The 23,413-nt window shown below is 67.4% G+C and carries 18 protein-coding genes and 1 pseudogene; 7 read left to right on the top strand and 12 right to left on the bottom strand.

The window, feature by feature from the left end; translation table 11 throughout:
• Positions 1 to 143 precede the first annotated feature (143 nt).
• Positions 144 to 677 carry a YceI family protein gene (locus tag ACFPUZ_RS06375; RefSeq protein ID WP_377000935.1) on the top strand — a complete coding sequence of 178 codons (534 nt, stop codon included), beginning with the start codon at positions 144 to 146 and terminating at the stop codon, positions 675 to 677.
• Positions 678 to 713: 36 nt separating this feature from the next.
• Here ACFPUZ_RS06375 and ACFPUZ_RS06370 read toward each other — a convergent pair whose 3' ends face one another.
• The 3 genes from ACFPUZ_RS06370 to ACFPUZ_RS06360 form a co-directional block, all read right to left on the bottom strand.
• Positions 714 to 1,997, bottom strand: coding sequence for a benzoate/H(+) symporter BenE family transporter (locus tag ACFPUZ_RS06370; protein WP_377000934.1), 1,284 nt, complete (start codon positions 1,995 to 1,997; stop codon positions 714 to 716).
• A gap of 169 nt (positions 1,998 to 2,166) precedes the next feature.
• Entirely contained in the window at positions 2,167 to 2,793 is a 627-nt protein-coding gene (locus ACFPUZ_RS06365; protein ID WP_377000933.1) for a response regulator, read from the bottom strand.
• On the bottom strand, positions 2,793 to 3,950 hold the full coding sequence (locus ACFPUZ_RS06360; RefSeq protein ID WP_377000932.1) for a sensor histidine kinase: 1,158 nt from the start codon (positions 3,948 to 3,950) through the stop codon (positions 2,793 to 2,795). The genes ACFPUZ_RS06365 and ACFPUZ_RS06360 overlap by 1 nt, the downstream gene beginning before the upstream one ends.
• 120 nt (positions 3,951 to 4,070) lie before the next feature.
• Between ACFPUZ_RS06360 and ACFPUZ_RS06355 the strand changes: the two genes are divergently transcribed.
• Positions 4,071 to 4,784, top strand: a complete 714-nt coding sequence (locus ACFPUZ_RS06355; RefSeq protein ID WP_377000931.1) for a CPBP family intramembrane glutamic endopeptidase — start codon at positions 4,071 to 4,073, stop codon at positions 4,782 to 4,784.
• A gap of 12 nt (positions 4,785 to 4,796) precedes the next feature.
• Here ACFPUZ_RS06355 and ACFPUZ_RS06350 read toward each other — a convergent pair whose 3' ends face one another.
• The 5 genes from ACFPUZ_RS06350 to ACFPUZ_RS06330 form a co-directional block, all read right to left on the bottom strand.
• A complete protein-coding gene (locus ACFPUZ_RS06350) occupies positions 4,797 to 5,345 on the bottom strand; it encodes a hypothetical protein (protein ID WP_377000930.1) in 549 nt (182 codons plus the stop codon).
• Positions 5,346 to 5,582: 237 nt separating this feature from the next.
• Entirely contained in the window at positions 5,583 to 8,201 is a 2,619-nt protein-coding gene (locus tag ACFPUZ_RS06345; protein WP_377000929.1) for an AAA family ATPase, read from the bottom strand.
• A gap of 3 nt (positions 8,202 to 8,204) precedes the next feature.
• Entirely contained in the window at positions 8,205 to 9,332 is a 1,128-nt protein-coding gene (locus ACFPUZ_RS06340; protein ID WP_377000928.1) for a metallophosphoesterase family protein, read from the bottom strand.
• Positions 9,329 to 10,153 carry an SWIM zinc finger family protein gene (locus tag ACFPUZ_RS06335; protein WP_377000927.1) on the bottom strand — a complete coding sequence of 275 codons (825 nt, stop codon included), beginning with the start codon at positions 10,151 to 10,153 and terminating at the stop codon, positions 9,329 to 9,331. Before ACFPUZ_RS06335 ends, ACFPUZ_RS06340 begins: the two co-directional genes overlap by 4 nt.
• On the bottom strand, positions 10,154 to 13,252 hold the full coding sequence (locus tag ACFPUZ_RS06330) for an SNF2-related protein (protein ID WP_377000926.1): 3,099 nt from the start codon (positions 13,250 to 13,252) through the stop codon (positions 10,154 to 10,156). It lies immediately after the preceding gene.
• Between the two features lie 196 nt (positions 13,253 to 13,448).
• On the opposite strand from ACFPUZ_RS06330, the gene putP reads away from it, so the two are divergent.
• Genes putP through ACFPUZ_RS06315 form a run of 3 tightly spaced genes read left to right on the top strand, consistent with a single transcriptional unit; the run spans position 13,449 to position 16,250 of the window.
• Positions 13,449 to 15,017 (top strand): sodium/proline symporter PutP, encoded by a 1,569-nt coding sequence (putP, locus tag ACFPUZ_RS06325; RefSeq protein ID WP_377000925.1) that lies wholly within the window; start codon positions 13,449 to 13,451, stop codon positions 15,015 to 15,017.
• A 53-nt stretch (positions 15,018 to 15,070) separates the two neighbouring features.
• On the top strand, positions 15,071 to 15,721 hold the full coding sequence (locus ACFPUZ_RS06320) for a GmrSD restriction endonuclease domain-containing protein (RefSeq protein ID WP_377000924.1): 651 nt from the start codon (positions 15,071 to 15,073) through the stop codon (positions 15,719 to 15,721).
• Between the two features lie 43 nt (positions 15,722 to 15,764).
• On the top strand, positions 15,765 to 16,250 hold the full coding sequence (locus ACFPUZ_RS06315; RefSeq protein ID WP_377000923.1) for a DUF2269 domain-containing protein: 486 nt from the start codon (positions 15,765 to 15,767) through the stop codon (positions 16,248 to 16,250).
• 65 nt (positions 16,251 to 16,315) lie between these two features.
• Here the strand turns inward: ACFPUZ_RS06315 and ACFPUZ_RS06310 are convergent, their stop codons facing one another.
• The 3 genes from ACFPUZ_RS06310 to ACFPUZ_RS06300 form a co-directional block, all read right to left on the bottom strand.
• On the bottom strand, positions 16,316 to 18,223 hold the full coding sequence (locus ACFPUZ_RS06310; protein WP_377000922.1) for a hypothetical protein: 1,908 nt from the start codon (positions 18,221 to 18,223) through the stop codon (positions 16,316 to 16,318).
• A gap of 125 nt (positions 18,224 to 18,348) precedes the next feature.
• Positions 18,349 to 20,532 (bottom strand): DEAD/DEAH box helicase, encoded by a 2,184-nt coding sequence (locus ACFPUZ_RS06305; protein ID WP_377000921.1) that lies wholly within the window; start codon positions 20,530 to 20,532, stop codon positions 18,349 to 18,351.
• Between the two features lie 65 nt (positions 20,533 to 20,597).
• Complete coding sequence (locus ACFPUZ_RS06300) at positions 20,598 to 21,005, bottom strand: GNAT family acetyltransferase (protein ID WP_377000920.1); 408 nt, start codon at positions 21,003 to 21,005, stop codon at positions 20,598 to 20,600.
• A gap of 90 nt (positions 21,006 to 21,095) precedes the next feature.
• Between ACFPUZ_RS06300 and ACFPUZ_RS06295 the strand changes: the two genes are divergently transcribed.
• A complete protein-coding gene (locus ACFPUZ_RS06295; protein ID WP_377000919.1) occupies positions 21,096 to 21,521 on the top strand; it encodes a hypothetical protein in 426 nt (141 codons plus the stop codon).
• Positions 21,522 to 21,524: 3 nt separating this feature from the next.
• Here ACFPUZ_RS06295 and ACFPUZ_RS06290 read toward each other — a convergent pair whose 3' ends face one another.
• Positions 21,525 to 22,688, bottom strand: coding sequence for a hypothetical protein (locus ACFPUZ_RS06290; protein WP_377000918.1), 1,164 nt, complete (start codon positions 22,686 to 22,688; stop codon positions 21,525 to 21,527).
• 326 nt (positions 22,689 to 23,014) lie between these two features.
• On the opposite strand from ACFPUZ_RS06290, the pseudogene ACFPUZ_RS06285 reads away from it, so the two are divergent.
• Positions 23,015 to 23,413: pseudogene (locus tag ACFPUZ_RS06285) on the top strand (helix-turn-helix domain-containing protein); the annotation flags it as partial.

Here is a 23,413-nt window from a genome sequence, read left to right as displayed (position 1 = left end):
ACTGACGTCGGGTTATTTTTATTCACGTTGCCACCTGCCGTTTTTCACTGAATTTTTTCCCAGCATAGCCTACTTGTTGACAAGTCACCAAGCGCTGCTACAGTAGGCACCGTACAAAACGACGCCTCACAAGGAGAACAACAATGACCAACATCAACGGCACCTGGGTCCTCGACACCGCACACACCACCGTCGCTTTCGTGGCCCGCCACGCCATGGTGACCAAGGTCCGCGGCACCTTCGAGGACTTCGAGGGCTCCGTCACCGTCGACGAGGCCAACCCGTCCGCCTCCGTGGCCACCGCCGTCATCAAGACCGCCTCCGTCAACACCGGCAACGCCGACCGCGACGGCCACGTCCGCGGCGAGGACTTCTTCGACGTGGAGAAGTTCCCGGAGATGACCTTCCGCACCACCTCCTTCGACATCCAGGGCACCTCCGGCACCGTCACCGGCGACCTGACCCTCAAGGGCATCACCAAGCCGGTCACCCTCGACGTCGAGATCTTCGGCGTGGAGGAGGACCCCTTCGGCGCCACCCGCGTCGGCTTCGAGGCCACCACCAAGATCAACCGCAAGGACTTCGGCGTCGACTTCCAGGCCCCGCTGGGCTCCGGCGGCGTGCTCGTCTCCGAGCAGATCACCATCGAGATCGACGGCTCCGGCGTCAAGCAGTAGTCACCACAAGACAAAGGCCCCCTCGGGGGCCTTTTTCTATTTCACGTCACACTTCTGCTTATCGACGACCGGTTGACTCTCCGTCACCGCCGCCGGCACGGGGCGGGGATCCATGAGCCACGCAACAAGGCAACCGAAGACCAGGCCCCAGAACGGGGCCGTCATGCCGAAGATGCTCAGCTCCGAGACGGTGACGATGAAACACACCAGCGCGCCCGTGGAGAAGCTCCCGGAGAAGCCGGCCACAAAGGCGTTCTTCAGCGGGATGAGCATGGCGATGCCCGCCAGCGCGGCGATGAAGGATGCGGGCATGGCCAGCATGAATCCGACGAAGGCAGGCGCGAACAGGCCCACCGCGACCGCCCCGAGGGCGGTGACCATCGCCGCCGCGTAGTGGCGCTGCTTGTTCGGGCTCGCGACGATGAGCGCGTTGGTGGGACCGGTGAGGCACGTGGTGACATTGCCGATGAACGCCATGGGAATGGATACCAGCCCGCTGGCCGCCGCCGCAAGGTTGACGCCCGGCTTGTGGCCGGCGGCGGTGAGCACCGCGATGCCCTGCCCGTTCTGCACGATGACCACCGTGACCGCCAGCGGGATGACCAGCTCGACCATCGCCGCGAGGGAGAACTCCGGGGCGGTGAACACAGGGGTGGTGATGATGCCGTCGTCGAGAATGCCCGCGCCCAGGCGCCCGGAAACAACGGCGATGACCGTACCCACCAGGGCCGCGACCGCCACGGGCGGGGCCACCGCCGCGAGGCGCGGGAACACGCTCAGCGCCACGAAGATGAGGATCATCGGGAGGGCGATCCAGGGATCACCGGTGGCGGCGGTGACGAGCTCCAGGCCGAAGCGCAGGAAGATCCCGGCCACCATCGCCATGACGATCGTCGGCGGCAGGGCCGCCATGATCCGCCCGATGAGCCCCGACCAGCCCAGGAGGAAGACCAGCACGCCGGTGGCCAGGTAGGCGCCGATGACCTCGCCGAAGCTCAGGTGCGTGAGGGCGTCTCCGGCGATGACGGTGCCGGGGATGGTCCAGAAGTAGGCCTGGGGCGAGCGGTAGAGCCAGGTCAGGAACAGCGTGAGCAGGCCGTTGCCCAGGAAGGCGCCGAAGATCCAGGAGGAGGTCTCGTCGGGGCTGAGGTTGCCGGCCGCCGCGGCCGCGAGGATGACCGCGATGGGCCCCGACGCGGAGAAGATGAGCGCGACGAGACCGTTGCCGATCTCCTGGGGACCGGCGTCACGGAGGATCTCCCGGAGGGAGGGGCGAGGAAGGTGCGGCCTCTCGATAGCCAGCAGCGGGGAAACAGCCATGCCCGAAAGTGTGGCATAGGGCACAAGGTGAGGCGAGGGCCCTACCCCCTCACGTATCGACAATTCCTGCGCTATGTCTCGGAATGGGCATATCTATGCAGGTCAGCGCGGGTCAGCGTTGTTCGCATATCGCACACTCGTACCCCCGCCGAACGTGCGCTGGGCGAACTCACCTCCGGTTGAGGTACGCGACAGCGATCTGCACCCGGTTGGCCGCCCCGGTTTTCGCCATGATCCGGGAGACGTAGGTCTTCACCGTCGGCACCGCCAGATGCAGGCGGGCCCCGATCTCCTCGTTGCTCATCCCCTCCGCGATCAGTCCCGCGATCTCCCCTTCGCGCTCGCTGAGGTCTCCCAGTTCGACGGCCCGGTGCGGCGTGCTTCTCGACGCCATCGTCACCAGCCGTTCCAGCACCGCGTCGGACATCTGCGTGTGCCCTTCGGCGGCGGCGAGGACGGCGTCGACAAGCACGTGCGGCGCGGCGGTCTTGAGGAGGAAACCACGCGCCCCGGCGCGGAACGCCCCAAGGACGTCGGCCTCGGTGTCGAAGGCGGTGAGCATGAGAATCCCGGCATGGACACCCGCCGCGCGGATGAGCTCGATCCCCCGGATGCCATCGGTGCCCGGCATGCGGATGTCCATGAGGATGACGTCGGGTCGTAGAGCGCGGGCCTTGTCGGCGGCCTCCCTACCGTCGGCGGCCTCACCGACGATGCGGATGCCGCGGGCGCCGTCGAGAAGCAGGCGTAGCCCGGCGCGGACCAGCGCCTCGTCATCGACCAGCAGAACACGCACTACGTCCACGGGACCTCCAGCGTCACGGTGAAGGGATCACCCGGTGCAATGTGCAGTTCGCCGCCGGCTAATTCGGCACGCTCCTTCAGGCCCAACAACCCGTGCCCCCGACCGGTGGCCACGTGGGGGCAGGGGTTGCTGGCGCGCATGCTCAAGGTCGCGCCCTCGTGTCGGAGGGTGACCGTCACCGGCTGCCCGGGCGCGTGCTTGCGGGCGTTGGTGAGCACCTCCTGCAGGGTCCGGTGCACGGCGTGGGCGGCCAGGGTCGACTGACCCTGCGGGGAAGTGACCAGGCGGAGCGAGGCGTCGTCGATACGCACCTCCGTGCCCGCCTGCCGGGCGGAAGCCACCAGATCGGCCACCGACATCGCGGGGTCCACCGCCGCCGAAGAATCCCGCAGTACGTGCAGCACGTCCCGCAGATCGGCGGTCGCCGCCTCCGCCTGCTGCTGCAGCAGGCCGGAAACCTCGGTGACCTGTTGACCGCCGAGGTCCGCGCGATAGCTCAGCGCACCGGCGTGCACGGAGATGAGCGAGAGCCGGTGGGAGAGCGAATCATGCAGATCGCGGGCGATGCGGGCGCGCTCCTCCGAACGCACCGCCCGCGCCTCCAGCTCCGCGGTGCGCAGCCGCTCGACGAAGCGATCCTTCGCTTCCCGACGCCGCCCCCACCACACCCCGAACAACGCCACTGTCGGCAGGATGGCCAGGCCCACGAAGGAATCCGTGTCGGGGGCGCTGACGGACTGGAGGCGGGCGTCGACAAGGACCGCCCCCGCGGCCACGCCATAGACGATGAGCGCCGGGTGCCACCGCAACCAGGACGACACCAACACCAGGGTGTACACCGCCGCGGGCAGGCCCAGCGGTCCCACGACGCCGAAGAACACGACGACACCGTCCACCACACTGAGCCGACCCGCCCGTCCCCGCAGCAGCGTCCACGCGAAGGCGAATAAGGCCACCGAGCCGGAGAACAGCCACCACAGGAGATAGCCGGTGCGGGCGATCCCCTCCTGCTCAGTGACGAGCTCCAGATCCTGCCAGCCATAGATCACCGGGACCATGAGCAGTTGTGCCAGCGCCCCGAGAAGTCCCGCGCCGAACCACAGACCGGCCGCCCTGCCCGGCGTATGACGCAGTTGTGTGATGTTCATGCCGATGAGACTAACCCGCGACTGGAAGGTGTCTTGTCATTCTTTGGTATCTGGTGAGCCCTGAGATCCCATTCTTCCGGCGGACACCGCACTCCGGACTTGGCGGGAACCATGAACCGCATGACCCACACCTGGAATCCCCGTCCCGTCACTTCCCGCGACCTCGCCGCGCTCCTCTACTCCGCCTTGGCACTGGTCGGCGCCGCGGTGTCTGTCGCCCTGCTGATTGTCGCCCTCACCCACGTTCTTGATGTGTCCACTCCCCCGTGGCTGGGCGTACTCATGGCCGCGGCCGGCTATGCCGCGCAGTTCACGGTCCTGGCCGTGCTTCTCCGGCGGCGCGGTTGGGCTTTCTCTGACCTGGGATTCCACCGGCTGGGAACGCGCGGGTGGCACCTGGTGTGGCAGATCCCGACCTCCCTGCTGATCTCCCTGGCGCTGACCGTGCTGGTGGCGGCACTCACCGGACTCACGCCGGAGGACGCATCTACCAGCAACGGGGAGGTGCTCACTTCCGCAGTCCCCTGGCAGCTGGCGTTTATCCTCGTCTACCTGCTCCTCGGACCCCTCATCGAGGAGATCGCTTTCCGACGCCTCTTCATGGGCTTCTTCGACCGCAAAGTCGGCGTCCTTACTTCCACCATCCTCACCTCGGTGCTGTTCGGCCTGGTCCACATCATCCCCGCCGTCATCGTGTGGTGCACTCTCAGCGGTCTGTGCATGGCGCTTCTCACCCGCTGGCACAAGTCCCTGTGGGGAGGGTTCGCCCTGCACATGGTCAACAACAGCCTGGCGAGCGCCGGCCTCATCATGGCGATGGCGGCGGGGGCCTGACGCGGTTGTCGATCAGGGTGTGGCCGGCACGGCCGGAGCCGGCGAACCCGCTGCTTGCCGATTCCGACCCCACCACACACCAATCACGGCGGCCAATAACAGAAGAACCAGCGCGCCGAGATAGACATCCGGACCCGGGGCGGTCTTCGCCTGCAGGCGCACATCGAGCATCGCGCCCGCGGCCCCCGCCGCGTAACCGATGACGATGGGACGCCATTGACGCCACGACGTCACCATGGCCAGCGTGTACACCGCTGCCACCAGGCCCAAAGGGCTCGACATGCCGCAGAAGATGACCAACCCGTCGATCGGGGTCATCTTCCTTGCCGGCCCGCGCAACAAGGTCCAGGCAAAGCCAAGCAGTGCTAACGCCCCGACTATCAACCAGAGGAGCAGGAAGATGCTGCGGTCCCCACCCTGCACCTCCGGGAAGAGGTCATAGCCCTGCCACCCGAACACCGCCGGGGTGAGCAGCAACTGTATGACAGCCCCGATGAGCGCTGCCAGCAGCCACAGGCCGGGGGCCTTGCTCGGCGAGAGACGCTCATTAGCTGGAATCATTTTGTTGACGCTACAGCATCAGAGTGAAAGGGCCCGGGCACCGCGGCGATGTGGGCCCGAGGATTCAACTGGCGACCTCCATCGCATCACCCCGGGAATGCCGTCTCCCCCACGGCAGAAGCCCGCGCAATGCGCGGGCTTCTGCCGTGAGTGTTCAGGGTCCTGTGTCATACCCCGCTTCCTCCCCGGAGAAGACGTGGCGGACATCGGGCCCACCACAGGTTCTTCGACCTATCCCTACTCCCCCATCTTCAGCTCTTCGATCGCATACTCCGTGCGCCCGCTGACCCGCTCGTAGCGTTGCGGCACGCAGGTGAGCACGATGACCTGGCCAGCGTCGCCCATGCGGGAGAACAACGTCGCCATGAGCTGCAGGCGGGAGGGGTCAGTGGAGCCCAGGGCGTCATCGACGATGACGGGCACCGGTACCTGGCCGTCCCCGGTGTCGAGCGCGGTGAGCTGGGCGATGGCGAAACGGGTGAGGATAGCCAGCTGCTCTTTCGCGCCACCGGAAAGATCCGCCAGGGGCACGGTGTCCGCTCCAATGCTGCGCTGTGTGACCTGCAGCTGGTCGGAGAGCCCGAACTCCACATCCGGGCCGAACACCGGCCGTGCCAGGCGGGTGAGCTGCTCGGCGAAGGGCTGGGCGTAGCGGGCGCGGGCCTCCGCGCGGTGGCGGTGCAGGGTCTCCCGCAGGAGCTTGACGGCCTCGGCGCGGCGGGTCACCGAGTCCAGGCGGTGCTCGGCGGCCTCCAGCGCGGACACAGCCTTGTCCAGCCGTTCCGCTGCACCCTGTGCCTGGCGGATGTACCCCTTGAGCTCAGCCAGGTCTTCTCCTGAGCGGACGATGATGTCGCGGACCGATTCGAGGCGGGCCTGCGCACCCCGGTACAGATCTGCTGCCAGCTCCGGATCGGCTGCCACGACCTCTTCGTCAGCCAGTCGACATAGCTCAGCTACCTCATCGCGAGCCGCGGTGGCTGACTGCACGGCCTGAACGAGGGAGGCATCATCGGAGTCCGCAGCTGCGGACTCCACCGCTTCCTGCGCCTGGTGAAGACGTTCCTCCGCCTCCTCAATGCGGACGCTCAGTGCAGTCAATGTGTTTTCGGCGCGGCGTTCCCGCCACGGGGTGAGCTCGCGGTCGACCCGGCCCACATCAGCGGCGGCCTGCTCCCGTGCGTCCTCAGCCTCCTCCACGGCGAGGGCGGCGGCTGCGACGTCCAGCTCCGGGACCTGCACCTCTGCCAGGTCGGTCACAAGCCGGGCGAGTTCAGCCTCTAGGGCGTCCTCATCCTCCCCCGCCAGCAGGGTGGTTCTTTCGCGCAGCAACCCGGCGAGGTCCTCCGTGGCCCGGCGGTGGGTGTCGCGGGCCGCGCGGACGGCGTCGAGATCGGGCAGATCCAGCCGGTCCAGAAGATCACGCAGCGTCTTATCGGCAGCTACCACCGGATCCACGCCGGAAACCTCGGCGTGCCCGGCGCGGTAACGCGCGGTGATGTCTCCGATGACCAGTTCCGTGCCATCGGAGAGCTCAATCGAGGCATCCAGCGCAACGGTCTCTCCATCGACCGTGAGGGAAGTCCCGGCGGGACCCGTGATCTCCAGACGGGCAGCAGCCTGGGCGCGCAGGCGCTGAGCAAGAACCAACTCGCTGGTAGCGTCCTCGACCGCACGGACATCGGCATCATCCACGACGCGCCCGGCGGTGGCAGCCCGGGCCTGTGTGATTTTCGCGCTGAGCTCCCGGACGGCGCTGAGCTGGGTGGAGAGGGTGGAGCGTCGAGAAGCATCGGTGACCAGGCGCTGGGCGCGACGGGCGGCACGTAGCCGCTCGAGAGCATCCTCTTGTGCCTGCTGGGCCCGCTCCAGCTGCGCGCCCAGCTGCTCCAGCTGCTGTTTTTCCAGCTCTTGGCGCTCCTGGGCCTCCGCCAGGCCAGCGGTATGGGCAGCCAGCGCAGACTCCGCCGCGGCGACGGCCGCGTTGAGCTCGCCACGACGGGTGACGGCGGCCTCCGCGCGTTGCAGGGCCTCAGAAGCCAGGTGAAGGTCGCGTCGCAACGCACTCGCCTTCTCCTGTGCCTGCGCCGCCAGGCGGGCCTTGTCGGCGTGGTCTTTCTCATCGGCCTCGGCGGACGGTAGATCAGCCATCGCCGCCTCCTGGCGCACGGTGATCTTGTCGTGGCGGTCGACATGTCCCGTCAGTTCAGCCTGGGCGTGGGTAGCCGCGGCGTGCTCCTCGACAGCGTCCTCATATGCCCGCTGCGCCTCCCTGAGCTCCCGCGCGGCGCCCTTGGTGGTGAAATAGCGTGCGTATTCCTTTTCGACGGCCGCGCTCAGCGCCGTGTCCTCGGTTCCGGAATCCCCGTCCTCGCTCACCCCGTCGAGCGCGCGGGTGACGGAGCTGATGCCGACGGCGGCGATTCCGGCGTCCAGATCTCCCTGGCGCATGAAGAGGGTTTGAGCCAGGTCACGGTCGAGGTACCGGGAGATGATCTCGGCGAGCTTCTCCTCGGCCGGCCCGCCGGTGAAGGGATCGCGCTGCGGGGCCGTGATGTGTAACTCCACCTTCGGCGCCTTGAGCCAGTTTTTGGTGATACTGAAAGTCACCGGCCCGATGGTGGCGGTGACAGACACCGTCGGGGACACATCGCGCCCCACCGGCTGCCATGCCCGCACCTTGCCCGAGCGGCCCCCGTGTTTTTCATAGAGCACTGCGTGCAGCGCGTCGAGGATGGTGGACTTGCCCTGTTCGTTGTCACCGTGGATGACGATGACACCGGTGTCGGGCAGGCCTTCCAGCGACAGGCGCTCAATGCCGCGGAAGTTCTCGATGCTCAAGGAATGGATGCGCATGATCTAGTCCTCCCGGGCCAGGCGGAAAAAGAGGTTGACGGCATCACGTGCCGTAGGGTCGGTGCCGGCCGCGGCGACCAGCTCGCCCAGCGCGGCGGAGGCGAAACCGCTCACCCCCAGGGAGGCCAGCTCCTCGGGCCCCGGTTCCAGCAGCAGGTCAGTGAGTCTCTCGCGTTCGAAGAGCGCCGCGAACACCGGGCGGCGGGCTTCCAACCCCTCCTCCAGCAGGCGTGTCGCGCCCATGTCGAGGGTGCCGCGCAGGCCGTACTTGATCACGGTGCGCTGCTTGTCCGGGTAGGCGTCGAGCGCGGCGAGGAACTCCGCCACGTCCGCGGCATCCATCAGTTCCCGGTCGAGGGCCTCAAATGTCCACTGCCCCACCGGCACCTCGCGGACGGCCGCCTGCCCCTTCGACACCTCCACCACCAGGGCCTGACCCGAGTTGGTCTCCCCGCCGCCGGCGGTGGCATGATCGCGGAAGTCCGTCACCTCCGGAGAGCCGGAGAACCACACCCGGCCGCTGCTGCCCACCGGCTGCGCGGAGTGGGTGTCGCCGAGGGCGAGGAAGTCGATCGTGCCGTCGGCCAGGCGGGACTCCACGTAGCCGAGGTCGATGAGGTCGGGGCGCAGGTCATTGCTCCGCGCCTCCGCCTGCCCGTGGCCCACCATGATCCGCACCGCCGTCGTCGGCGACAGCTCCTCGAGCGCGTCGCGCACCAGGTCGGAGGCCGCGGTCCGCGCCCGCAGGGGGGCGCCGACCAGCTCGACACCGTCGGCGACCTCCACCACCGTGGAGTCGGAGAGGACGTTGACCCCGGGGACGTCGATAAGCGCGAGGACGGAGTCCGCCACCAGCGCATCATGATTGCCGGGCAGCAGGTAGACGGGGACGGGGAGGGCGCGGAGGACCTCGCGCGCGCGCCCGAGGGTTTGCGGGGAGAGGGAGTTGGAGTCGAAGACATCGCCGGCGAGGACGATGAAGGCCGCGCCGTGCTCGAGGGCGAGGGCGCCGAGGCGGCGGAGGGAGTCGAGCCGGGCCTCGTCGAAGCGCGCCTGCGCCTCGCCCTCGAGGAACCAGCGGGTCATGCCGAGTTGCAGGTCAGAGGAATGGATGAAGGTGGTGACCGTCATGACTCATTGTCTAGCATGCCACCCCGACACAAGTGGTCGTACATGTCTTCGATGTCCGAGACGGCACGCAGCTGATCGACGTTGGTGTAGGAGACCGCGCGCATCGCCTTGTGCAGGAGATCCAGGTCAGAGTCATCAAGCGCGGGGGCGACGCGGGGCTCGGGCAGGCTCGGCAGCGCACGACCCGACCAGAAGAGCGCGGGGTCCTCCTCGGCCTCCCGCGAGAGGTCCTTCGCCTGGACCATGACGGCCTTCTCCAGGGAGAGGAGGTCCATCCCGCGGAGTCCGAACAGTGCGAGGGGGTCGGCGTCAATCTTGGCGGCCAGCTTCTCCAGCACCGCCACGGCGTGCTTGCACAGGGGGTGCGGGTCGGGGCAGTCGCAGCGCACCCGGATGTCATTGATGTCCTCGGCGAGCAGCACCCCGACGACGCTGCGCGAGAGCTCGCCGCGGCGCGCGCCCTGCATGCCGTCGCGCGTGCGGGCCAACTCGGAGGAGACGCGCGCCAGGTCATCGGCGTTGCGGTAGGGCAACTGGACGGTGACGGCGAAAGGCTCGTTCTGGGATCCGGCCACCTCGGCGTGGACCGCGCCGTTGCGCAGATCCATGCTCAGCACGTGCCCGGCGCGGGCGTAGTCCCGCCCCCGGGTGAGGCGTCCGCGGTCCGCGCGCGAGGTGGCCACCTCGATGAGCAGCTCCGCCGCCGGGGCCATCGCGGGGCGGCGCTGCACCCGCTCGTCGCGGGTCTGTTCGGGCTTCTCGACGCGCACCTTCCGCCCGAAGTTGGCGTAGATGACGTTGTCGTCGCTGGGGGTGACCATCTATTCCTCCCTCGAGCGGTAGCTCATGAGCTGGGCCAGCTGCTCCGGCCCGAGCTCGGTGATCCAGCCCTCACCCTCGCCGATGACGGCTCCGGCCAGCTCGGTCTTGCCGTCGAGGATGTCCTGGATGGATTCCTCCAGGGTACCGGCGGTGATCATCTTGTACACGGCCACGTCGCGCTGCTGGCCGATGCGGAAGGCCCGGTCGGTGGCCTGATTCTCCACCGCCGGATTCCACCAGCGGTCCATGTGGACCACCATGCTCGCCGCCGTGAGGTTGAGACCCGTGCCGCCGGCCTTGAGCGAGAGGATCATGGCGCGCGGCCCGCCCTCCTCCTGGAAGGAGGCCACCATCTCATCGCGCTTCGTCTTGGTCACCCCGCCGTGGAGGAAGGGCACCTGCTCGCCGAGGCGCTCGGAGAGGTAGGGCACGAGGATGTCGCCGAAGGCCTTGTACTGGGTGAAGATGAGCATGCGCTGATCGGTCTCGATGGCTTCGTCGAGAAGCCGCATGAGCTCCTCCACTTTGCCGGAGCGGTGGCGGCCGCGGAGGGTGACGGCCGAGCCGTCGCCGAGGTACTGCGCCGGGTGGTTGCAGATCTGCTTGATGCGGGTGATGGTGGCCAGCACCAGTCCGCGGCGGGCCATGCCGTGGCGCTCCTCGAGGCGGGCCTGCACGTCCTCCACCAGGGCGGTGTAGAGGGCGGCCTGCTCGGTGCTCATCTCGACGGTGATGATCTCCTCGCTCTTCTCCGGCAGGTCGTCGATGATCGTCGGGTCCGTCTTCAGACGGCGCAGGATGAAGGGGGCGGTGAGTAGGCGCAGGCGCTCGGTCATCTGCTCGTCGTGCTCGCGCTCGATGGCCTTGGCGAAGTGGTTGCGGAAGAAGCTCGTCGAGCCCAGCACTCCGGGGTTGCAGAAGTCGAGGATGGAGCGCATCTCCGAGAGCCGGTTCTCCACCGGGGTGCCGGTGAGCGCGACGCGGTGGCGGCTGGGCAGGGAGCGCACGGCCTTCGACGCGCGGGTGGTGGAGTTCTTGATGGCCTGCGCCTCGTCGAGCACCACCCGGTCCCAGCCGATTTCGCCCAGTTCGCCGAAATCGCGGCCGACGACTCCGTAGCTGGTGATCACCAGGTCCGCCTGCGACACCCGTTCCTGCAGCTCCGCGCCGCGCGCGCGGTCGCCGCCATGATGGACGATGACGCGCAGCCCCGGCACGAAGCGGGCCGCCTCCTTCGCCCAGTTGCCCACCACGGAGGTCGGCGCGACGACGAGGGTGGGTCCGGTGACCTCGCCGCGCTCGTGCTCGACGGCCAGCAGCGCGAGCAGCTGGAGGGTCTTGCCCAGGCCCATGTCATCGGCGAGCACCGCGCCGAGGTTGTTGCGGGACATCCAGTACAGCCAGTCGACGCCGCGCCGCTGGTAGTCGCGCAGCTCGGCGTGGACGGTGGCGGGGATGTCCACGCGCTCGGGCGCCCTGGTACTCAGCGCCTCCGCCCCGCCGAGCAGGGCGGTGTGCCACGTCGAGCCGGTGAATTCGACCGGATCCTGCGCCAGGGACTCCAGCGCCAGCTGCCGCAGCTCGGCGAGCGTGACCTCGCCGCCGCCGTCCTTGTCGCCGTGCTCGGCGTTGAACTCCGCGCGACGGCGCTCCACGTCGGCGACGAGCGCCTCCCAGCCCGGCTGCTCGAGGACCCGGGCACGTTCGGCGAGGGCGGCGGCCTTCTCCAACTCTTTACGACGCCGCTTCCGCGACGTCGCCGCCAACTCCTCCATGTAGGAGGTGATCTTGTTCAGCGCCGCCGAGTCCGCCATGACCCATTCGCCGCGCAGCCGGATGAGCCCCGACTTGGAGCGCACCAGCTCCTTCATCTCCGCGTCCGTCAGTTCGACGTCGCCGACCGACAGGCGCCAGTTGTACTCGACGAGCTGATCCAGGCCGAAGTGCTTCTGCGTGGCGCCGGTGGCCGGGTCGGAGACCTCCTTCGTCTCCAGGCGGGCCGTCGTCTCATAGGCGGACCATGCCTTGGGCAGCATGACGGTGTAACCCGCGGCCTGCAGCGCCGACACCGCCCCGCCGATGAAGTCGACGATCTCCGCCGTGGAGAGGTAGACGTCCCAGTCGCCGTTGCGTTCCTCGTGGCGCTCGGCGTGCCGGGTGCGCTGCGCCGGGTCGAGGAGGTCGGTGATGTTGATGGCGCGGCGCTGGGAGATCCGCAGCTTCTCGACACTCCCCCGGTCCAGCTCCTCCGCCCGGATCGGCAGCGGGGAGTCCGTGCCCGAGCGCACCTGCACCCGCACCGGCCACGTCGCGTCCTCCGGGTCGCCGACGCTCTCGGCCAGCGCGTCCTCGCGCGGAGGCTCCTCGACGATGAAGACCATCTGCAGGTCGATCGCGGTGATCGAGTCCTTCCAGTCGTTCATCGCCCGCAGCAGGGCCGGCCCGCCGCGGCGCAGCGGGGTGGAGTTCATGAGCGAATCGGCGAAGTCGTGCCACGGGTAGGGACGGGTGGAGGTCGCCAGATCCTGCAGCAGGTCGGCCGCGATCCAGTGGACGAGGTGGTCGGCGATCTCCTCGATGGCCTTGTGGTTGGCAGTGAGGATGCCCGGCGCGGCGGCCACCATCTCCGCCAGCCAGCCGCGCTCCCCCAGCCCGGAGGCCAGCTGCCAGTGCGGCCACCACTGGCCGTCCTCGAACACCAGCTTGGGCACCACGCGCCCGGCCTGCACGAAACGGCTCAGCCCGGCGTTGAGCTGGATGAGCCACATGAGGTCCGGGGCTATCGACGCCCGCTGCCGCCGGGTCGCCGCCGCCCCCGGATGGAGGAGGAAGGAGAGCTGGTTGAGCACCTGCACCGCGTGCTCCGGGGCGTAGGCCGCCGTGGGGATGCGTAGTTTCACCGTCCGGCCCCGGGGGGTGCGGAGCTCAACCTCGAGTCGGTGGCGGTAGGCGCGGTCGTCGAGAAGCGAACGGGCCGCGGGCGGGAACAACTCCTCCGGCACGGAGGAGGGCAGCACCACGCGGTGTCCCTCCACCTGCTCGAGCCACAGGTGGAGCCCGGAGGGCATCCAGAGGCCGTGCAGGAGGAAAGAAGGCATAGAGACCTTTTTACCATCGATGGGGGATCGTTACGGTTTTGTTAAGGGCAGGCTCCGCGCAGGTCATTCCCCGGTTCCGCTAATAATATGATCACAGTCACAGTAATATGGTCCAAAGTCAGTTGGGCACACCCATCCGGGCTGGCTACGTTCTTAGCGGCGTCCTATGCGTCCGACAACATGGAAAGGAACGACGATGACCGAGACAACCTGGTTCATCATCGCCATCATCATCTACATGGCGGCGATGCTCGCGATCGGCTACTGGAGTTACACCAAGACCGACAAATACGACGACTACGTCCTCGCCGACCGTAAGCTCAACCCCTTCGTCGCCGCGATGTCCGCCGGCGCCTCCGACATGTCCGGCTGGCTGCTCATGGGCCTGCCCGGCGCGCTCTTCGTCACCGGCATGAGCGAACTGTGGATCGCCATCGGTCTGCTCATCGGAGCCTGGGCCAACTGGATGTGGGTTGCCCCGCGACTGCGCGCCTACTCCGAGGTGGCGAACAACTCCATCACGCTGCCGAGCTTCTTCGAGAACCGCGTGCACGACAAGTCGCGCGCGCTGCGCATCATCGCCTCGCTCATCATCATCTTCTTCTTCACCTTCTACGTCTCCTCCGGCATGGTCTCCGGCGGCCGCTACTTCGAGGCCACCTTCGGCGGCGAATACCTCAACGGCATGCTCATCGTCGCGGCCGTCACCGTCGCCTACACCTTCATCGGCGGCTTCCTCGCGGTGTCCTACACCGACGCCGTGCAGGGCATGATCATGTTCGCCTCGCTCATCATCGTGCCGGTCATGGCGCTGCTGGCGCTGGACAACCCCTCCGACATCTGGACCTGGGCCGCCTCGAACGACTACGGCCCGTACACCGACGGCATCGGCAACCCGACCTACTTCAACATGATCGCGGGCGTGTCCGCCGCGGCCATCATCGGCAACCTCGCATGGGGCCTGGGCTACTTCGGCCAGCCCCACATCGTCGTCCGCTTCATGGCCCTGAGCTCCCCCGCACAGGCGCGCACCGGCCGCTGGATCGGCGTCGGCTGGATGCTGCTGTGCATCCTCGGCGCGACCTTCACCGCGCTCATCGGCACCGTATTCTTCTCCCAGAACCCGGACATCGCCGTCACCGACCGCTCCGCCTTCGAGACCATCTTCCTCGACATGGGACGCATCCTCTTCCACCCGCTCATCGCGGGCCTGGTGCTCACCGCGGTGCTGGCGGCGATCATGTCCACCATGTCCTCCCAGCTTCTCGTGGTCTCCTCCTCCCTCATCGAGGACCTGTACAAGATCGTGGTCAAGCGCCTGCCGTCTGAGGGCGTGCTGATCAACCTCTCCCGCACCGCCGTGGTGGCCGTCGCCGTCATCGGCGCGCTGCTGGCGCTCAACCCCTCCGACACCATCCTCGGCCTCGTCGGCTTCGCGTGGGCCGGTTTCGGCGCCGCCTTCGGCCCGCTCATGCTGGCCTCCATGTACTGGAAGCGCCTCAACACCGCCGGCGCCATCGCGGGCATGGTCACCGGTGCCGTGGTGGTCTTCGTGTGGGGCAACTTCTTCGGCGACATCATCTACGAGATGGTCCCGGGCTTCATCGCCGCCTCCCTCGCCCTCATCGGCGTCTCCCTGCTCACCTCCCCGCCGCCCGCCCAGGTGGCGCGTGAGTTCGAGCAGGCCGCGAAGCTGAACACGGTCTTCCAGGACGACGAGGATGTCGACATCGAGGCCGCCGCCGCCCAGGTGAAGGACGCTTAAACTCTCCGTCTCAGGCGGGAACCTTCCGGGCCTCACACCAGTCCAATACTGGTGTGAGGCCCTTCCGCATGTATCTGCTCCTGCTGTCGGTGGCGACGGTGCTCGCCACCACCACCGCGCTCCCCCGCGCCCCGCTCGACGAACCCGACCTGCCCGCCCTGTCCGCTGTGCTCCCCCACGTCAGCGAGGTGCCGCAACGCGCCCGCGTCCTCGGCTACGACCGCGCCGAGTTCGGGGCCGGGTGGGCCCCGTCCGCCGGGTGCACGATCCGCGAACAGATGCTTCTCGACGCCGGCGCCGACCTCCTCTCCTGTCAGGTCACCGCCGGCACGGCGCGGGACCCCTACACGGGGTCCGTCCTCGACCTGGCAGTGGACGTCGAGATCGACCACATCCTGCCCCTGTCCGCCGCCTGGGATCTGGGGGCGCACCGGTGGAGCCCGGCCGAGCGCGTCGCCTTCGCCAACGATCCCCGCAACCTCGTGGTCACCTCCCGCGTTGCCAACCAGGCCAAGTCCGACCTGCTGCCCGCCGCCTGGATGCCGGACGATCGGCAGGCGCGCTGCTGGTACGCCCGCCGCTTGGCGGTGGTGTCCGCCACCTATTCCCTCCCCCTCCCGGTTACCGACAAAGTGTCGGCGCAGGCGGCGTGCCGAATGGACGAGGTCACCCGGGTCTGGTTAGGGTGGTCCGTGGATTTCTGATCATCCAACTTTCGACCTACTTCTGAAAGGCCTGCTCCCCAGCATGACCACGATTCTCATTGTCCTCCACGTCCTCGCGGCCGTCCTCTTCATCGGACCGGTCACCGTCGCCGTGTCCACCTTCCAGGTCCAGGCCCTCAAGGCCCAGGCCGGCGACACCCGCGCCGCCGGCGCCGCGTCCGTCCTGCACAAGCTGACCTCCGTCTACGGCATGCTCGCCGCCCTGGTCCCGCTGCTCGGAGTGGGCATCATGATGACCAACTCGGCCTACTGGTCCGAGGGACGCTTCCACATCGCCATCACCCTGGCGGTCATCGCCTGGCTCATCCTGCTCTTCCTCATCGTCCCGCGTCAGAAGAAGATGATGGGCTCCCTCGGCCTGCTCGACGCCGCCGACCTCGACCCGGAGAAGGACGTCCTCCCGGCGGAGAAGTTCTCCAAGACCAAGTCCCAGCTGTCCATGTTCGGCGGCATCTTCTCCCTCCTGTGGGTGCTCATGCTCATCCTCATGTACTGGAACCCCTTCTGATCCCAGGTTGTACCCGGCCCCGCCCTCGGCGGGGCCTTCGGCTTTTTCAGGCCGGATGGGTCTGCTCAGATCCGCACAGGCTGTTCAGTGGGAAAGCCCCGCATGAGGTTCTCCACCTTGTCGGCGGCGTGGAAGATGATCTCCCAGCGGATGAGCCCGGGGACGTCCTCCTCGCGGGACAGCGCCTCCTCGACGAGGGCGGAGCGGGTGCAGTCCACCCCGAGGCGACAGGTCGCCAGGTGGGCGACGAGGGCGCATTCGGCCTCCGTGGCGACCTGATAGCGCCAACCGACGAGCGGCGCCGACTGGACGACACCGAGCTCCCAGGCGAGCACCCAGTTCGAGAGATGCTCGATGATGCCCTGCATGGGGTTGCGCCCCTCCTCCACCTCCACGGGGAGCAGGAAGGGCGGGGTGCGGTCGTTGGAAGGGCGCTCGGTGAGCGGCTCCTCGCCGGTGACGATCACCGGGATGACGTAGCGGCGCGACAGATTGCGCAGCATCTGCAGCTCACGGGGGCTCACCAACCCGGCGAAGTCCTGCAGCTCCGGGGCGCTGGCCGGTCCCGGGCGAAACGGCTGCGCGCCGTACCCGTGGTCGGCCTCCGCCTGCAGGGCGGAGAGCCGGTCGGCGACGAGGACGTCGTCACGGTGCAGGTAGTAGACCTCCTGCCCGTGGGTGCCGGGGGCGACAAGCAGGCTGGCGTCGGGGCGGGGCACGCTCCCCCGCAGCGCCCACTCCTCGGCCGGCCGCACGTCGACGGTGCCGATCCAGTCGAGGCGGGACTCATCGGCCACCACATTCCTCCCCCACCGGCGGTAGAACTGCCACCCCAACGCCAGTGCCGTGCCCATCGGGAAGCGGGGATTCTGGGCGACGAAGTCGAGCAACCAGCGCTCCCCGGCCTGCCCGTGCTCGGAGGCCCGGTCCAGCGCCAGTTCGCGGCCGAGCACCGCGAAGGGATCGTGGGACAGGCCCGGTACGGCGTCGGTGCGCGGGCGGCGCGCAGGCGGGATGGGCAGGGAGGGGTGGAAGGAGCCGCTGAGCAGGTCCTCCATGACCTCGACGCACTCGATGATCCGCCCCCAGTCGACATCGCAGGGGGCCGGGAAGACGGAGTGGTTCTCCAGGAAGCGGAACGTCTCCACGTTCGCGTAATGCGTCCCGAACCCGAGGCGCCGTCCGACCAGCCAGGTCACGATGCCCACCTCCAGGTCCGAGACCTGCGCCTCCCCGTTCCCGCACAACTGCTCCCCGGCCCGCCGCCCCTGGGTCCACGCGATGACCAGTTGGGCGGTCAGCGACAGCCCCAGGCCGACGATCTCCGGGCCCTCCGCATCGGGGTGGATCCGCAGGCAGTAGCAGGCGTCCGCGGCCCGCAGGCCGGGCCGGGGACGGCAGCGCTCGGCGTCGTCGGCCGCGTCGATCCAGCCGAGTGGGCCGAGGTGGACCTCCTCGTCGACCGCGACGTCCGCCCATTCGAGCACCGCGCCAACCTGCCACAGTTGGCCGAAGGCCCGGCGTTCCCGCTCCCCGATGTGGAGGGCGAACTGCGCGAGGTCCGTGGCCTCCGCGTGGGGCGGTGCCAGTTCCCGGACGGCGTCGTGATCGACCGCACCGACGAGGTCCTCGCGGACGAGGTCGACGTCGAAAAGCACGAACAGCCCGACCTGTCGGCCGTCCTCGGCGGTGATGAGCAGCGGGCGGGCCTCGCGGGGCACGCGGTAGCCGTCGCTCTCCCACTCGCGGCGCGTGGCCGGCAGGGGGCGGGTGATCCAGTCCTCCTCGTTGCTGTCGCGGATGACGTCGAGGCCCCAGCGGGCGCCCAGCTGCACGGCGATCTCCGCGGACTGCAGCGCGGTGAAGCGGGGATTATCCGCCACCAGACGCAGGAACCAGCGCTGGGCCAACGCGCAGTCCTCCGGCAGCCTGATCAGCTGCAGGTGGGCGTTGACGGCCTCGTAGGCGTTCACGGACTCTCCTTCGATTCGGAATGCCTCCATCCCACCACGGTGAGAGCCCCAGGGGTGAACGCCGGGGAACGCAGACACCCCCGTCGCCCGGAGTGTTCCGGGTGACGGGGGTGTGCGGGGTGAGGCTAGTCGCGCCAGCCGCCACGACCACCACGGTCGTCGCGGTCGTCGCGGCCCCCACGGTAGCCACCGCGGTCGTCGCGGTCACGGCCGCCACGGTAGCTGCCACGGCCACCACGGTCATCCCGGTCACGGTTCCCGCGGTAGCCGCCACGGCCACCACGGTCGTCGCGGTCACGGCCGCCACGGAAGCCGCCGCGGTCCTCGCGTGCCGGCGGACGGCCGGAGTCCTTCTCGATGTTGATGAGCTGACCCGAGATGCGGGTGTCGGACAGACGCTCCAGCACGGAGGGGTCCATGTCCTTCGGCAGCTCGACCAGGGTGTGGTCGATGGCGATGGTGATGCGGCCGAAGTCCTTGTTGGTCAGGCCGCCCTCGTTGGCCAGGGCGCCGACGATGGCACCCGGGCGCACGTGCTGGCGCTTGCCCACATCGAGGCGGTAGGTGGTGAAGTCACCGTCACGGTCGAAGCGGGAGCGGCGCTCGCCGCGGTCCTCGCGCTCGAAACGTCCGCCACGGCGGTCATCGCGGTCGAAGCGTCCGCCACGGCGGTCGTCGCGACGATCATCGCGCTCGAAACGATCCCGACGACGCTCCTGCGGGGCGTCCTTCATGAGGAAGTCGTTGCCCGCCTGGGCCTGGGCGGCCAGGGCGGCGGCGACGTCCTCGACGGGCACGTCGTGCTCGTCGGCGTAGGACTTGATCATGCCGCGGAACAGGTCGATCTGCTTCGACTCGAGAGCCTGGGTGATCGAGTCCATGAACTTCGCCTTGCGCGACTCGTTGACCTCGTCGACGGTCGGCAGCTCCATCTCGGTGAGCGGAGCGTTGGTGGCGCGCTCGATAGAACGCAGCATGCGGCGCTCACGCGGGGTGACGAAGAGAATCGCCTCACCGGTACGACCCGCGCGGCCGGTGCGGCCGATGCGGTGCACGTAGGACTCGGTGTCGTTGGGGATGTCGAAGTTGAACACGTGGCTGATGCGCTCGACGTCAAGGCCGCGGGCGGCGACGTCGGTGGCGACCAGGATGTCCAGACGACCGTCCTTGAGCTGGTCGACGGTGCGCTCACGCTGGGCCTGCGCGATGTCACCGTTGATGGCGGCCGCGGAGAACCCACGGGCGCGCAGCTTCTCGGCGATCTCCTCCGTCTCGTGGCGGGTGCGCACGAAGACGATCATGGCCTCGAACTCGGTGACCTCGAGGATGCGGGTGATGGCGTCGAGCTTGTTGCGGTGCGCCACGTGCAGGTAGCGCTGGGTGATGTTGGTGTTGGTCCGGGTCTCGGACTTCACCGTGATCTCGTGCGGATCGTTGAGGTACTGCTTGGAGATACGACGGATGCCGTTGGGCATCGTCGCGGAGAACAGGGCCACCTGCTTCTCGCTCGGGGTGTCCTCGAGGATGCGCTCGACATCCTCCTGGAAGCCCATGTTGAGCATCTCGTCGGCCTCGTCGAGAACGAGGAAGCGCAGACGGGAGATGTCCAGGGAACCCTTCTCCAGGTGGTCGATGACACGACCCGGGGTGCCCACGATGATCTGGGCGCCGCGGCGCAGGCCGGAGAGCTGGATGCCGTAGGCCTGGCCACCGTAGATCGGCAGGACACTGATCTTGCCCAGGTGGTCCGCGAAGGACTGGAAGGAGTCGGCGACCTGGAGCGCGAGCTCACGGGTCGGGGCGAGGACCAGCGCCTGCGGAGAACGGTCCTCGATGTCGATGCGGGCCAGGATCGGCAGCGCGAACGCCGCCGTCTTGCCGGTACCGGTCTGCGCGAGACCGACCACATCGTTGCCCTGCATCAGTACAGGGATGGTCTGAGCCTGGATGGCGGAGGGGGTTTCATAACCCACCTTCTTCACCGCCGCGAGGACAGCGTCGGGCAGGCCCAGGTTATCGAACCCGTTCCCCTTGCCCTGATCCTCTGAGGCTTCGTCGTTGGTCTTGTCATTGTCAGCGTTGTCCGAGTTCACAGTCTCGGAGTCGGCGGCCTCAGAAGTATCCGCGTCCCTGGTGTCCAGATCCGCCTGGGCCGGTGCGTCGGGATCAACAATGTCCTCGACAGTCAGCGGCCCGGTGGAGGCGGATGCAGCCTGCGCTGCGTCACCTTGCGGGTTTTCCTGAGATTCCGACAGATTAATGTCATCCGGCTCGTTTACGCCGCCGGTGGCGTTATCGGTAATGCTCATTGCCTGACCAGAGTACGCGATGAACTGTGGGAACACCATTCCGCCGCAGGTGTTCTACGTCGCATTCACAAACGTAACGACATGACGGCGACCTCTTCCGTCTGATATCCCAGGGCCCGATAGAAGCGTCGCACGGCGCTGTTCTCCGCCCGGATCATCAGCTGCAGCTTGCCCACTCCCCTCTCCCGCAGCCAGTTCTCCGCCGCGTGCATGATCTCCGCGCCGAGCTGCACCCCCTGCCGGTCGGGCGCCACCGCCACGTAGTACACCCACCCGCGATGCCCGTCGAAACCAACCATCGCCGACGCAATGATCGTGTTGTCCTCCATGCCGACGAGCACCGTCGACGACTCCGTCGCCAGCGCCTGCCGCGCATCCGCCACCGGATCGTTCCACGGCCGCGTCAGCCCCGTCGCCTCCCACAGGGCGACGACCTCCGGAATCCGCTCTTCTGCCAAGGTCGAGATGATCATCGCTTCAGTGTATGCAATTCCGGTCATGCTTATCGACGATCGGTTGTCAGCCCTCCCCGCCGCCAGCCACTTCGCCGTATCCTGGACGACATGAACACCGCACAACCGGTAGACACCCACGGCATCCGCCCGCTCACCGAGGAGGAACAGGGCTGGATCAACGAAACCTGGGACATCGCCAGCGAGAACGGCATGACCCAGGACACCGACTCCCTCACCCAGGGCTACCAGGCCGCCCGCGGCAAATGGGAACTCGCCCCCGCAGACGACCGCCCCCGCGCCGAACACAGCGTCGTCGGCCTCGGCGTCCTGCTCGGCCAGTACATCGTCAACTTCACCGACTTCGAGTGGGGCGTGCGCGGCGAAGGCAGCAGCGCCCAGTGGGTCCTCATCAACCCTGAGGGCGACATCATCGAACCCATGCAGCGCATGGCCGAAATCTGGAGCGGCTCCCTGAAGAAGACCGTCGGCCAGTACGTGGGCGAAGTGCTGGACGGGTACGGCGGGGAGCGTTAGGGGCTACCAGTCGCCCTTACGCTTATTCGCCCGTGGATTGATCTGCCCGGACGTGAGGAAGATCTTCCCGTTGAAGTTCCCCTTGCGGCCCACCGCGCGCGAGGGACGGCGGGGGTTGGTCAAGTCGCGCAGTATCTTGCTCACCTCCGCGGAGGTGTATTTGCGCTCCTTCTCCTGTTTCTGGGCACCCTTCTTCTTTCTCTTCTTGCGGGTCTTGACCCGGACATGAGACTCACTGCGCGAAGCGCCGGTGAAGGTGTCCGCAAAGAGAAGGGGTGTTTCGCCTGCGAAACCACGGTGCGTCCGCCATTCACCGAGATCATTCCGGCGTGTGTCGAGCTGCTCCTTGAATTCGATGAGCTCGTGAAAGTGGGAATCCGTCGTGGCAGTCTTCAGCAACTGCTGGAATAGCGCGACGTGCCGGTAATAGTCCTCTTCGAAACGGGCGATATCCCCCGGGGAGAGCGGGGTCAGAGTCTGGCCGGCCTGCGGCTGGTCTTCGGCGATATCCACTTCCTCGACTGCCGCGGGGTCGATGCTGTCTCGGCTTTCACCAGGTTCCTGAACAGTACCGGTTCCGCTGAGCCTGCTCACCAGCAGTGCCAGATCGACCACGATCGGGCTGAGGTCCGCGATGTCCTGTCGCTCCACCTCAAGAAATTCCGGTGCCGCATCTCCCCCGCCCTCCGATTGACTCTCGCGCAGGGCCTGCAGGACAGTTCTGGCCAGGATGAGCTTCTGTTGGGCGATCTCCAGCGACGGCTGCGTCAGTTCAGCCTCGGCGAGAAAGGAGCGCAGTCGCTGCACAAGGTCACTGGGCGGTGGAGCTTCCACGAACTCTGCGGCGGTGTCCGATGGCTCCTCTTCGGCCACTTCCTCCAGCCGGTTTTCGAGAAACTGTTGGATAATGCCCTCTTCAGCTGCTTCCAGCCGATCCTCCAGCGAGTCGAGCACCTCACCAAAGCGACCCGTCAATGCCGTCAGTCGAAGAGGGACCCGCTGCTCACACTCCTCGAGTTGTGCGAAGTCCTCCGCCGATTGGATCTCTCCCAAGAACTCACGGAGGGACACCAGGCGTTCTTCAGCCGCCAACTGAAGAGACAGCATCTCTTCTCGAATGAGCTTTTCGATGCTCTCCACGGTCTCGATCGTCTCTACGCACGTCACGTCCAGGAGGCTATCAACGGCTCCCGACACACAATGTTCCCCTTCGAACACAATTGCCCCCTGAATTGCTGAATCACATCGCTTCGCTACCCGCAAATGCATACCTGGCCCGAGGGGTCTATAGAGTGACAGACGGCGACCATCGTGGGTTGTCTCTTCGATGAGATGTAGGGGTTGATTCGAAGAGCACCACGGTGGTCGCCGTTTGTGACAGCTCAACAGCGCTAGCTGTACTTCCTCGGGAGGTTGTGAACGGTGTGAGCGAAAAGAGGAAGCCTTCGGTAGTGGTGTAGGTATCCACACGAACAACACTCACGAAGGCTTCCATGACACACCGTAATGCTTCTCTGACTGCCTTGGGAAGGCAGCGCATCGTCGACCCTGTACTCAAGAAGGGATGGCCCCAGCGCCGAGTCGCCGAACGCTTCCAGGTCCCTGTCGCCACCGTCAACTGATGGGTACAACGAGCCCGGGCAGGTGAAGACCTCACCGACCGATCCAGCCGACCACGTACTTGCCCGCACCGACTGCCCCAACGCACCGAACGACGCATCATCAACTTGCATTTCACCCGTCGGTGGGGCCCCCACCGTATCGGCTACCACCTGGGCATACCCCGCTCCACCGTGGGCCGCGTCCTGGCGCGGTACAACATGCCCCGTTTGGCGTGCATCGACCAGACCACCGGGCTGCCGGTTCGTAAACAACCGGCACGCCGTTACGAG

Source organism: Corynebacterium nasicanis, from assembly GCF_042658165.1.
Lineage (GTDB): Bacteria > Actinomycetota > Actinomycetes > Mycobacteriales > Mycobacteriaceae > Corynebacterium > Corynebacterium nasicanis.
The sequence above is the reverse complement of the archived record's forward strand: the minus strand, read 5'-3'. Positions and strand labels throughout refer to the sequence as shown.